The sequence below is a fragment of the Rhodohalobacter halophilus genome (assembly GCF_001715195.1).
Lineage (GTDB): Bacteria > Bacteroidota > Rhodothermia > Balneolales > Balneolaceae > Rhodohalobacter > Rhodohalobacter halophilus.
This window is the reverse complement of sequence record NZ_MDWE01000011.1, coordinates 89,940-101,992: the sequence shown is the minus strand read 5'-3', so window position 1 is coordinate 101,992 and position 12,053 is coordinate 89,940. Positions and strand designations below refer to the sequence as shown.

General features: G+C 45.3%; 11 protein-coding genes. 6 read left to right on the top strand and 5 right to left on the bottom strand.

Going from position 1 to position 12,053, the window contains the following annotated elements:
- Positions 1-61: 61 nt before the first annotated feature.
- The 4 genes from accD to BG260_RS03975 form a co-directional block, all read right to left on the bottom strand.
- Entirely contained in the window at positions 62-904 is an 843-nt protein-coding gene (gene accD / locus BG260_RS03990) for an acetyl-CoA carboxylase, carboxyltransferase subunit beta (protein WP_069130644.1), read from the bottom strand.
- A 61-nt stretch (positions 905-965) separates the two neighbouring features.
- The gene (tsaB, locus tag BG260_RS03985; RefSeq protein WP_069130643.1) at positions 966-1,643 is read right to left on the bottom strand and encodes a tRNA (adenosine(37)-N6)-threonylcarbamoyltransferase complex dimerization subunit type 1 TsaB; all 678 of its coding nucleotides are present in this window, start codon (positions 1,641-1,643) and stop codon (positions 966-968) included.
- Between the two features lie 16 nt (positions 1,644-1,659).
- A complete protein-coding gene (locus BG260_RS03980; RefSeq protein WP_083750088.1) occupies positions 1,660-3,660 on the bottom strand; it encodes a DUF3857 domain-containing protein in 2,001 nt (666 codons plus the stop codon).
- Between the two features lie 64 nt (positions 3,661-3,724).
- Entirely contained in the window at positions 3,725-5,035 is a 1,311-nt protein-coding gene (locus tag BG260_RS03975) for a dihydroorotase (RefSeq protein ID WP_069130641.1), read from the bottom strand.
- A gap of 106 nt (positions 5,036-5,141) precedes the next feature.
- Between BG260_RS03975 and BG260_RS03970 the strand changes: the two genes are divergently transcribed.
- From BG260_RS03970 to BG260_RS03955, 4 genes are all read left to right on the top strand, one after another.
- Positions 5,142-5,744, top strand: coding sequence for a GNAT family N-acetyltransferase (locus tag BG260_RS03970; protein WP_069130640.1), 603 nt, complete (start codon positions 5,142-5,144; stop codon positions 5,742-5,744).
- 111 nt (positions 5,745-5,855) lie between these two features.
- Positions 5,856-7,193: an exodeoxyribonuclease VII large subunit gene (gene xseA, locus BG260_RS03965; protein ID WP_069130639.1), complete on the top strand. Its 1,338-nt coding sequence runs from the start codon at positions 5,856-5,858 to the stop codon at positions 7,191-7,193.
- Between the two features lie 136 nt (positions 7,194-7,329).
- Positions 7,330-8,751 carry a sensor histidine kinase gene (locus tag BG260_RS03960; RefSeq protein WP_069130638.1) on the top strand — a complete coding sequence of 474 codons (1,422 nt, stop codon included), beginning with the start codon at positions 7,330-7,332 and terminating at the stop codon, positions 8,749-8,751.
- Positions 8,752-8,835: 84 nt separating this feature from the next.
- Positions 8,836-9,492, top strand: coding sequence for a response regulator (locus tag BG260_RS03955; protein WP_069130637.1), 657 nt, complete (start codon positions 8,836-8,838; stop codon positions 9,490-9,492).
- Between the two features lie 27 nt (positions 9,493-9,519).
- Here BG260_RS03955 and BG260_RS03950 read toward each other — a convergent pair whose 3' ends face one another.
- Entirely contained in the window at positions 9,520-9,717 is a 198-nt protein-coding gene (locus BG260_RS03950) for a hypothetical protein (protein ID WP_141691509.1), read from the bottom strand.
- A 400-nt stretch (positions 9,718-10,117) separates the two neighbouring features.
- On the opposite strand from BG260_RS03950, the gene BG260_RS03945 reads away from it, so the two are divergent.
- On the top strand, positions 10,118-11,383 hold the full coding sequence (locus BG260_RS03945; protein ID WP_069130635.1) for a hypothetical protein: 1,266 nt from the start codon (positions 10,118-10,120) through the stop codon (positions 11,381-11,383).
- Between the two features lie 64 nt (positions 11,384-11,447).
- Positions 11,448-12,047 carry a YceI family protein gene (locus BG260_RS03940; protein WP_083750087.1) on the top strand — a complete coding sequence of 200 codons (600 nt, stop codon included), beginning with the start codon at positions 11,448-11,450 and terminating at the stop codon, positions 12,045-12,047.
- The last annotated feature ends 6 nt before the right edge of the window (positions 12,048-12,053 follow it).

The window sequence follows — 12,053 nt, the reverse complement described above, 5'->3', positions numbered from 1 at the left end:
ATGGCAGAGCAGAGTTTTTAGTTTCAATTATAATTTTTTCCGGCCGTACTATGCAGTAAATCTATTTTGCAGCAAGCATTTTTAACAGCCGGGATAGCTTACTCTTCAATTTTGTTCTTGGCACGATGAAATCCAGAAATCCGTGATCCACAAGATATTCAGCCGTCTGGAACCCTTCAGGTAAATCCCGCCCGATGGTTTGCCGTATAACCCGCGGCCCTGCAAATCCGATCAAGGCACCCGGTTCAGCAATATTAAAATCACCCAGCATGGCATAACTTGCAGTCACTCCACCTGTTGTGGGATTGGTCATAAATGAAATGTAGGGGACCCCTGCTTTATCGAGCTGAGCCAGCTTTGCTGATGTTTTTGCCATCTGCATCAGGCTGAGAACACTCTCCATCATACGCGCACCGCCCGATTGCGAGATAATGATGAGCGGATATTTTTTTTCACGGGCGTGATCAATGGCTCGGCTGAGGCGCTCGCCAACCACAGATCCCATACTGCCACCAATAAAGGCAAAATCCATACAAGCAATAACCACATCCTGTTTACTCAGCTTTCCAACTCCCACACGGCAGGCATCCGAAAGACCCGATTTTTTCTGTGTCTGCTTAATCCGATCCGAATACTTCTTCCGATCCTCGAATTTCAATGGGTCTGCCGGCAGAATATCATCAGCAATCTCTTCAAATTTACCGTCATCAAACAGAATCGAGAAATACTCTTTACTGCCAATCCGAAAGTGATAACCGCTGATCGGATCCACCCAAAGATTTTCTTCCAGTTCGCGCCGGTGAATCGTGTCGCCGGTAGTTGGAACTTTGATCCAGACACCCTCGGGCATGTCCTTTTTCTTGTCGGTCTGAATGTTGGAATCTTTTCGTTTAAACCAAGACATAGTAAAAATTTTAAATTAAGTAGCTTTCAAAAATAACGAATATCAGGCGAAGCAAAAATCTTTATCCGCCAATTGTTGTGTTATTTATCTGAGACATGGTTAAGTAATTCGGTTCAAACAGTTCCACATCTCCTTTTACAAAATATTTTTTCAGTTCCGGGTTCTTTGCTGCCCATATCAGGCTTGACCCGGTAACCCCTTCGAGGCCAAGCCACCGTACAGATGCAAAATCTTTCCGGTTCAGACGATCCCAGCCGGATCCAATTACAAGATCTCCGTTTTCTATCTTATCTGTGACCTTTCCCAGTTCGAGCACTTCCGGCTCAGATATTTCAGAAAAATCACTCTTTGCTTGCTGATAATAAAGATGATTTCGCCTTGCATCAATCACCGCGTGTAAATTTTGGCTGTTTGAAATCTTATCAGACTGCCCGGCCATGAATGAAAGAAGCGTTGGAAACAGAAAAAGCGGCACATCCTTCTGAAAAAGCAACCCCTTTATCAGCGCTGCCCCTATCCTTAGCCCTGTGTATGAACCCGGCCCGTTACTAAAATAAACGGCATCCAGGTCATCGACCCGCAGCCCGGCACGCTCCAGCAGCTCATTTACAAACTGAACGGTATATTCGGAGTGAACTCCCCGCCCTTCAATTCGCTTCTCTTTGATCCGTCCATCGCCGGTTTGAAGTGCAACCGAGCAGACCGGAGTTGAAGTTTCAATTGCTAAGATATTTTTCATAACCGTAATCTAACTGTTATCCATCAATTTCTATAAACCACGTATCATTACTCAATTCAACCCATCGCTGATAAATACGGCGCAATTGGGCATACTCATCAGGGGAAAATTGTTTCCGGCCAATTTCAACCTCAAATGAGTAGTTCAGAGAATTTCCTGAAATATTATAACTCTCCCTCAGCCCGGCATCACTTAACTCAGTCCGCTGCTCGCCTTGCAAACTCTCAGAAACATAATTGTTTGGCAGGGAAATATTGTATTGAACCGTTAACTGCTCAGGAGCATCAAGAGTAATGGGAACGCGCCGGCTTGTTGTTTCAAATGGGTTTTGATAGAGATATCCGACCAGCATTGGCCGATAATCCAATCCATCGGTATATGAGACAGCATAATTGGGAATTTCAAATCCCGACTGAATCCGGACGATATTGGGATCTTCATCATCAATCTCAATATTAGCATTCTGCAGAGTAGCATCAGAGTAGACTTCCAGAAAGATTTTCTTAATAATCTCTCGCTCCGGTTCGCCTACGGATATACTTCTTCTGATCTCCCGAGAAGGATAGCCTGCCGTTTCGGCGACGATTTCCCCCCGAAGCGCTCCGCTTTCACTCAACGCTCCGTTAATTTCAACAAATAGATTAAAAACACTCTTATCAGGAGAAATCGAAGCCCACTCAAAATCTCGTTGTTTCAGTACAAACCCCTGCTGATTATATGAATCCACCGGTATCAGGCCGGGCAAACTGTGAGAGAAAGAGGCATCCATAATAGTTTTTTCTCTCTCAACATCTGCCACAACCAGCACACGGTTAAACTGGTAAAGTGAGGGAAACGCCTGATTGATACGCCCCGATTCGCGGCTCGATACAAACACGGGATAGGCTTCAATATTGTTGTGGCGAAGCAACCCAAGCAGTAAGGTATTAATTTCGGCCTGATTGGCACTTTCATCATTTGATATATAGTTCAGCCCATCCTCCGCGTATAGCGTGTAAATGCCGTTGAATCTGCTATGTGAGTTGACATACATAAGTATAGAATCGCGGCGTGCAGCCGGATCTCCAATTTCCTTGAACGACTCACTCAACTCCTCCAGCAGCTCCCGGTGATTGGTAATGACTTCGAACGGATTGCTATTACGACGAAGCTGTGCGGCCACCAGCTCCCAGCTATTTTCCAGCGGCTGCCTTGGCAATCCAAATTCACTGATCTGAAATTTTAGTTTTGCTCTGATGTCATCAATGGATGAGATGTAACTGGTTGTCTCCACAGCGGGGATTTGTTTGGCACTCCACTTTTCTACGCTTACCGGATCAGGACGTTCATAGGTGAATACCAGTGGTACACTGCTCGTATCAACCCTGAATTCCCGGTAGTTCAGATCAAAATCGACATTCTCTTCAAGAATATTGTAGCGAAGATAATCTGCATTTTTCAGATAGATGTTTGCCTCCCGGACGGGAACACGATCTGACAGGTAGACATCGGGCAACTCCTCAATATATCTTCTTTCGAGTGTATATTTATACTCCAGAATAGTCCCTCTCTCAACGGCGGGAAACTCAAACTCAACCAGCCGATACCGACTGTTAAGCTCGGCATTTCGGATATCCTGTGAACCAATTCTGTAGAACTGTCCATCCGGTTTCCAGGTGTAGCCCTCAAAATTTGTGACCCGCTCCATATTATCGGAGGCGTAGTATGGAATTCCGACCAGCGCCGCTTCAGTCTGCCGGATTGGATCATCCGTTAAGATTTTAATCCGGACTAAATAGTGAATATAGGCCACAATTCCCCGCTCAGTCTCATCAAACTCAATGGATGTTTCCCGTAGAAGGTACTCATATGGCTCGGAGTGATCGGGACTGTAGTCAAAATCGGATGGAGGAATATCGCCAAATCGGGAAAATATCTGCCGCTCCTGCAATATCTCATCGCTGTCGAATTGAGCCGATAGCTCAAGCGGAGTCGCAAAAATAACCAACGCCAATAAAGTTTGAGACAGTCGCAGCATGATATAGAGTTATTCAATCGGACAGGTACAAAACAACAAACGGCACCTGCTCCGTTGCATTGGCCTACTCTGCTTTATCTTTTAGCAGGTTTTCATGGAAACGGCCGCGATTATATACCGCTATGGCCCGGCCGGTCAAGGTATCACCTATGTATGGAGAGTTTTTCGATTTTGATCGAACCTCTTTTTCACTGTAGGTCCACTCCTCATCCGTATTGAAGAGTGTCAGATTAGCGTTCTCTCCTGCCTCAATTTTAGGCACATAGAGATTCAGAATTTCCCGAGGCTTCACAACCAGCTTATCCATTACCTGGTTGAGAGAAAGTTTGCCCGGCTTAATCAATCTCATCACACTAATAGACCATGCTGTGTCCAAACCGGTAATCCCGTTCGGCGCATAGATAAACTCTACCTCTTTCTCCTCGATGGCGTGAGGGGCATGATCGGTGCAAATCACGTCAATGGTTCCATCGGCCAGCCCTTCAATCATGGCGTCTACATCATCCTGAGTACGGAGCGGCGGGTGCATTTTAACATTCGTATCGAAATGACGCTTGTCGATCTCTTCGTCGGTCAGATCAAAATGGTGCGTGCAAACTTCTGTGGTTACGTTAATTCCTTCAGCTTTTGCTTTTCGAACCAGATCAACCGCCTTTCGAGTACTGATATGCGCCACGTGGATATGTCCGCCGGTAAATCCCGCCAAAAGTATATCCCTGGCAATCATCGTCTCTTCGGCAATTCCGGGAGTTCCTTCCAGACCCAGCCGGGTTGAGACCACCCCTTCATTCATGTGGCCAGGACGTGAGAGTGCCAGATCCTCCTCGTGGTTAATAATCGGCACACCAAGCATGGACGAATACTCCAAAGCCACACGCATTACCTGAGAGTCATAAACCGGATCTCCATCATCACTGAATGCAACAGCACCACCTTTTTGCATATCGGCCATTTCGGCAATCGACTCCCCTCTCCGTTCTTTGGTTACCGTTCCAATCGGGTGTACGTCAACGAGCTGTCCTTCGGCCTTCTTCTTGATGAACTCCACAACATCGCGGGTGTGGGTTGCCGGTTTGGTGTTGGGCATGCAGGCAACTTCGGTAAAACCTCCAAACATTGCGGAACGGCAACCGGTCTCAACAGTCTCCTTGTGTTCAAATCCGGGCTCACGAAAATGGACATGCATATCCATCCAGCCGCCGCTAACAAATGCCCCGCCGGCGTCATACTCCTGTTCATCTTTGTTTGAGGAAAGCTCCTTGCCCAGTTCAGAAATTTTTCCATCCGAAATACGGATATCCATCGAACTTTTCCCGTCAAAATTATCTCCGACCGGTATGCAATTTTTAATTAAAATGTTGGGCTTGGCTTCCATATCAAATGAGGTTTAATTTTTTGTGCAAATATAGGCCGAATTCTGCATAATTACGATTTGAGATCTGAACTTCCGGCGAATTGTCTGTATAAATCAAAAATGTGTTATGAAATCCAATCAAATAAGGATCGAATCTGTTGTAGGAAATGAGCTGAAACCCTATCTGGAAAAAATTGGTCGACTAAGAATCGAGGTTTTCAGGGAGTTTCCCTACCTGTATGATGGAAGCGAAGAATATGAACAGGAGTACCTGAAAACCTATCTAGAATCGCCCGACAGTTTTGCAGTGTTGGTATTTGACAACAGAGAATTAGTCGGGTGTTCAACCGGAATTCCGCTCCGGGATGAGGATGAAGCATTTCAAAAACCCTTTTTGATGGCCGGGATCGATCCGGAAAAGATTTTTTACTGTGGTGAGTCAATCCTCAGGAAAAAGTATCGCGGGCATGGAATCTACAAATATTTTTTTAGTGAGAGAGAGCAACATGCCAAAAGTCTGGACGGGTTTAACTGGATCACATTTTGTGCGGTTGTACGTGCGGTGGACCATCCTCTGAAACCGGAAAATTATCAATCTCTGGAACCGATTTGGAGTAAATATGGCTACCAAAAACGTCCCGATCTCACAACCAGCTTTTCCTGGAAGGATTTGCACGAAGCGAGTGAATCAGAAAAGGAGATGGTTTTCTGGATAAAACCACTCCATTAGGTTCCACCCTCAACCACGCAAACGTGAACAGATCCATTCAAACAGTGCCCTATATTTTCATTATCATTCATCAAACCGAAAAACCCCTAAGCCGAAAACAACTTCTGATAGATGACAAACCAAATTCCATTCTCTTTTGATGTCCCCTCTGTTACTGAGATCACCGAAAAGATCAAGGGAATTCTGGAAAACAATTTTCGGGATATTCTGGTTGAAGGTGAAATCAGTAATGTAAATCAGAGCCGAAACGGGCACTACTATTTTACTGTAAAGGATGATAGTGCCCAGCTTCCCTGTGTTATCTGGCGTAGTACTGCACAACGTTTGGGAGTACAAATCACAGATGGACAGCAGGTTGTTCTGGGCGGTGATCTTCAAGTTTATGCACCACACGGCCGGTATCAAATGATGGTAACTCTGGTCCAACAGGCGGGTATTGGGAAACTTCAGCAGAAATTTGAGGAGCTCAAGAAAAAGCTGGAGAAAGAGGGGCTTTTCAGCGATGCCCACAAAAAACCGATTCCCCCATTTCCCCGTAAAGTTGGAGTGATTACGTCATCAACCGGAGCGGCTTTTCATGATATAAAATCCACTTTTGAACAACGATGGCCGGTGGCAACCCTCTACCTGCACCACGCTTCTGTTCAGGGATTGAATGCGGCTCCAGAGCTGGTAAAAGCGATTGAGTGGTTTGTGAGGCAGCCTGAACCTGTGGATGTTCTGATTGTTGGCCGCGGCGGAGGCTCACTTGAAGATCTTTGGCCTTTTAACGAAGAGCAGGTGGCCCGGGCTCTTTTCAACTGTCCCATTCCCGTAATCAGCGCTGTTGGACACGAGGTAGATTTCAGTATTTCCGATTTCGTAGCCGATGCACGGGCAGCAACTCCCACTCAGGCTGTAATTATCGCGGCACCCGACATCAATGAGCTGCGATACCTGGTGGAGGATTACACACAGAGTTTGGCAACCGTTTTGCAACAGAAAATCCAGAACCACCGGGATTATGTTGACCGCCTGGCCAATTCACACGCGCTGCTTGTGGTGCAGGAAAAACTGAAGTTTCAGGCCGGACGGGTGCAGTCATTGAATGATCAGCTGGAAAACAGAGTGGACCGAATGATTCTGAATCTCAGGAACCGGGTCCGGCATCTGGGCTCACAGATTGAGTCTAAAAATCCGCAACTGCAGCTTCAGAAGTGGGGGGAATCACTGGCTGTGGCTACCGAACGGCTCGACAACCGATTTGAGCGTATCGTGGAATCCAGAAGATCACTTCTGCATCAAACGGCAGCCCGACTTGAAGAGGTAAACCCGATGGCTCCGCTTCAGCATGGGTTTTCAAGAATTATACAGGATGGTAAATGGATTCGCTCCAGGAGTGCATTTAACGCCTCAAAAACCACAGAGATTGAGTGGGAAGATGGTTCCGAGAAAATTATTAAGAGTTAAATCAAGCCGATTACTGACTAATCCCAATTAGACTATTCGTTACCATTTACTATTTTAATGAACAACCTGACAGATAGGTTAAAGGCAGAAAAAATAGAGCCTGAAGTTACGTTATGCACAAGAGCAAATTACATCGATGAAAACAGTTGTCACAGGATTTAACAGCGATTCAATTCACATTTTAAAAAATGCCCTTGAGCGCCGGAATCACCAGGTTGTAATAGGTGAGCCGGACGATGAACTTCTCAACAGGATCGAAAATGAAGACATTTCCCTCGTTCTATTAAGTGATATTTCGGATCAGGGACTTCGGCTCTGCCGGCTTGCCCGTGCAAGTGAACGCGGCAAACATCGCACCATTATAGCCGTGATCAGCAAAGATCAGATGGATCATCTTCATCGGGTTTTGGACGCAGAAGTAGATCAGTACATAACAGAATCTCTGTTCGATGAACAACGCCTGGATGTTCGTCTCGCCTTTGCCGAAAAGATGGCACGAAACAAGGAGGAGCAGTTTTTAATTGAACAGAAACTCAGAGAGAGTGAGGCGCGGGCACGAAGTATTCTCAAGACCACCGTTGATGCAATTATTACCATCGACAGACATGCCCAGATTCGAACATTCAATCAGGCAGCAGAAAATCTCTTTCTCTACAAAGCATCTGAGGTGATCGGCAAAAATGTGAAGCTGTTAATGCCTCAACCCTACCGTCGTGAACACGATGACTATATTAACAACTACCATCAAACCGGACACAAAAAAATTATCGGTATTGGGCGGGAGGTTACCGGTTTGAGAAAAGACGGCACTACATTTCCTATGTACCTGGCCGTGAGTGAAGTAAACGTAAATGGGCAGCGCTTATACACCGGAATCGTACGAGACATTACCGAGCAGCGACGCCTCGAACAGGAGGTGCTTCGCATCAGTGAGCACGAACGGCATCGCATCGGGCAGGATTTACACGACGGACTCGGACAGATGCTAACAGGTATCAGCCTGATTAACCGTAATATTGCCAACTCCCTGAGAGAAGATGGGCACGAACTTGCTGAGGAAGTAGACGACATCACACGACTGGTAAAAGAGGCTGATGAATATGCAAGAAGTCTATCGCGCGGTTTGATTCCGGTAGAATTTGAAGGACAAGGACTGAAAGCCGCACTGGAACGCATGCTCAAAAATGCCGAAAAACTTTTTAACATCACCTGCAGGCTGGATATTCCGGACAATCTCCATTTTGAAGATTCAACAAGCCTCACACACCTCTACAGAATTATACAGGAAGCAACCAACAATGCCGTTAAACACGGAAATGCTTCTGAAGTGTATATTTCCATTGAACCGGGTAAGGAACGTATTGTGATTAAAATTGAAGATAATGGCACCGGTTTTTCTGACGACTGGGAGGAAGAGCGCGGTCTGGGAGTGCGAATCATGCATTTCCGATCAAGACTGATCGGGGCTAATCTCGATATTGCCACGAGTGAGGCATTGGGAGGCGCCAAAATTATTATTACGCTTTATCCGGTTGGAAACAACTACTCATTCAAATAGAATCTGCCTGTGCGAATGATGCGCTTTTTTATTAAACTTTCACACCGCTACTAACCGAGATAACTGGTTTCAGATTTTAAACCTATGGCAGAAAAGAAGAAAATATATATTGTTGATGATCATCCGCTGATGCGCAAAGGCCTTGCCATGACACTGGAAAAAGAGGTAGAGTTTGAGCTGGCCGGCCAGGCAGAATCGGCTGAGGATGCCATGAACGACATTCTTTCCCTCAAACCTGATGTTGCCATTATTGATATTTCACTTCCCGGAATGAACGGCCTGGAGCTGGTTAAAAACCTGCTGCACCAAGTACCGGAACTGAAGATTTTGATTGTCAGCCGCCATGATGAAGAGCTATATGCCGAGAGGGCACTTCGCGCAGGAGCAAAAGGTTATCTGATGAAACTTGAAGCTGTCGATGTACTGATTCAGGCTATTCAGCAAATTTTAAATGGCGGCATCTACCTCAGTAATAAGATTGGAAATAAATTGCTGATGAAACTTGCCACCGGCAACAGTTCGAAAAGTGATAACCCGCTGGATCAGCTCAGTGACAGGGAGCTTGAAGTTTTTGAACTGACCGGAAAAGGGCTCTCCACAAAAGAGATTGGCGAAAAGCTTCACATATCCGTAAAAACGGTTGAAAGCCACCGGGCAAATATCAAGGACAAACTTCAGATTGACACTGCAAACGAACTGATGCGCCACGCCGTCCGCTGGGTTGAAGGTGCCTCCGGGTAAGGTAAAGCCTATCCAAACAGTTAAGAGTTACACCATTTGTTTCGTACCGGATGGAATTCTCCACGTTGTTTGCCAAACTGAATAGGTGAATTTGTCACATCCACATTGGTCTTTCTCTCTTAACAGCAAATATCCCTCATTAACATCTGTTGAGTAGTAATTTTCACCGGAATTGTATCCGGACGAGGAGCCTTCAAAACGCACAGTTAGTTCAACTTCACTCAACTGTTTCAATTCATCTTCGATCGAAAGAACAAATGCTGAAGATTCACAACCGTGAACTTTGCAAATAAGTGAAAGGCTGCAAATCCAAAAAAAGATTGAAGAGTCTGTCTTCTGGAAAAACTTTTATAAGTAAGTATTTTTACGTTTAATAAATGTATAAGTTCATAAAAAACAATTATCGTATGTGCATGGATCTTTGCGTGCGATAGGGGAAATTCCTATTGGTATCGGGGAATTCCCCACTGCGCAATCAGCGACTGACCGCTAACACGGCAGCCGATCGGTGCCGATATTGGTCATGTCGTTTTGATTGAACGAGCAAAATAAAACAACTTCAATTATCCGAAGTCAAACAACAAAAAAGTTTTTATCCATAATTTCTAACAAATACCACACAGTTATGAAAACTACAATGATGACAATGGTTGTGCTTATCGCCTCTCTGCTTATGGCAGATTTTGCAAATGCGCAATCCTCACGCGACTTACAATATTTCCGGGCACCAGACCAAACCGGACTTAACGTATTTGAATCACCTAAAACTACAGATGTAGAATTTGACGGCGTCAAAGTTCGAATTGGCGGAGCAAACACCCTACAATTCCAAGCTATTGAGCAAGACAACGCTGCAGGCGGAATTTTTGAGCTCGGTCCGAACTTTAACCTTGCTACTTCAAATCTCGACCTTGATGTACAGCTTGAGCGCGGCCTGAGAATGCACCTCCGCACCTATCTCTCATCACGTCACCATCGACAGCCTTATGTAAAAGGTGGGTACATGCAGGTGGACAGACTTGATTTTATTCAGGATGGACTTCTTGATGAACTGATGGACAAGGTTACAATCAAAGTAGGTCACATGGAGATTAACTATGGTGATGCTCACTTTAGAAGAACCGATAACGGTCAGGCTATCCACAATCCGTTTGTTGGAAACTATATCATGGATGCATTTACAACAGAGGTTGGTGGAGAAATTTACTATCAGTCCAATGGTTTACTTGCAATGATCGGTTTAACCAACGGTAAACTGAATCAAAGTACTGTAGAACCTGCACCGGGCGCAATTGCAACCAGAGTATCTCTGGTAGGTAAACTGGGTTATGACTCTCAGGTTAACGAAGATCTTCGTGTAAGACTTACAGGTTCTGTATATCACGCGGGACAGTCTGCAAGAACATATCTCTACGCAGGTGACCGCGCCGGATCACGTTACTACAACATTCTTACTGAAAGCTCAAGCGAATTTCGTATCCCTCGATTTGACCCGGGCTTTAGCAACGAAATGACGGCTATCATGATCAACCCGTTTGTTAAGTTCCAGGGGCTGGAGTTCTTTGGAGTGCTCGAGTTTGCATCCGGCAAAGCTGCTGCAGAGCCTGACACACGTAACTTCACTCAGTATGGTGCAGAACTTCTATACCGGCTTGGAGAAAAGGAGAACTTCTATCTCGGTGGACGCTACAACCTGGTAACAGGTGATACATCTGCCGGTGAAGATGTGGACATTAGCCGAATCAACGTTGGTGGCGGATGGTTCCTAACTAAGAATGTCCTTGCCAAAGTTGAATATGTAAGTCAGAAATACGACGGTTTTGCTACCGGAAGTGTATTCAACGACGCAGAATTCAACGGATTGATGCTCGAAGCAGTAATTAGCTTCTAAATAATCTTACAACCTGCAGAGCGTTATTGCTCTGCAGGTTATATTTAACTCAAGGAGACTACCCATGTATTTCAAAAAATTAATAACCACCTCGATTTTAATGCTTTTTATGGCAGGCGCTGTGCTTGCCCAGGATGTTACCCTTAATGTTCAAGACAACTACGAAATGCGACTTGATGGAGAAGCAAACGTACGAAGCTGGGGAGCTGATATCACCGAACTTAGAGGTTCACTTGTTCTTGCTGAGATGGAAGAGCGATCCATCCAAAATCTGACACCGGACACATTTAAAGAGATGACCCTGACTATTCCAGTAGAGAGCTTAGATTCCGGATCGGGCGGATTAAACAAGAATATGCACAAGTACCTGAAGGAAGATGATTATCCAAATATCACTTTCACCCTAAGTGAAGTAACCAGTGTTGAAGTTCAGGAAGACGGCTCAGCACTCATTTCTGCAAACGGTACTGTAAATGCTGCAGGCAAGGATCACAACATCACCATGAGCGTAACTGCAAAAATGAATGATGACGGCTCCATCAACTTTGTAGGTGAACAGGATCTACTGATGACCAGCTTTGACATTGACCCTCCAACGGCCGTTTTTGGAACCGTTCGAGCAAGAGATGAGATGGTGATTACTTTCAACGTGAATTTCAACTAAGGTTTA

Coding starts and splice junctions, on each gene's coding strand:
- BG260_RS03980 (WP_083750088.1), bottom strand. CDS start 3,660: ATGCTGCGACTGTCTCAAACTTTATTGGCGTTGGTTATTTTTGCGACT.
- accD (WP_069130644.1), bottom strand. CDS start 904: ATGTCTTGGTTTAAACGAAAAGATTCCAACATTCAGACCGACAAGAAA.
- xseA (WP_069130639.1), top strand. CDS start 5,856: ATGACAAACCAAATTCCATTCTCTTTTGATGTCCCCTCTGTTACTGAG.
- BG260_RS03955 (WP_069130637.1), top strand. CDS start 8,836: ATGGCAGAAAAGAAGAAAATATATATTGTTGATGATCATCCGCTGATG.
- BG260_RS03945 (WP_069130635.1), top strand. CDS start 10,118: ATGAAAACTACAATGATGACAATGGTTGTGCTTATCGCCTCTCTGCTT.
- BG260_RS03960 (WP_069130638.1), top strand. CDS start 7,330: ATGAAAACAGTTGTCACAGGATTTAACAGCGATTCAATTCACATTTTA.
- BG260_RS03975 (WP_069130641.1), bottom strand. CDS start 5,035: ATGGAAGCCAAGCCCAACATTTTAATTAAAAATTGCATACCGGTCGGA.
- BG260_RS03970 (WP_069130640.1), top strand. CDS start 5,142: ATGAAATCCAATCAAATAAGGATCGAATCTGTTGTAGGAAATGAGCTG.
- tsaB (WP_069130643.1), bottom strand. CDS start 1,643: ATGAAAAATATCTTAGCAATTGAAACTTCAACTCCGGTCTGCTCGGTT.
- BG260_RS03940 (WP_083750087.1), top strand. CDS start 11,448: ATGTATTTCAAAAAATTAATAACCACCTCGATTTTAATGCTTTTTATG.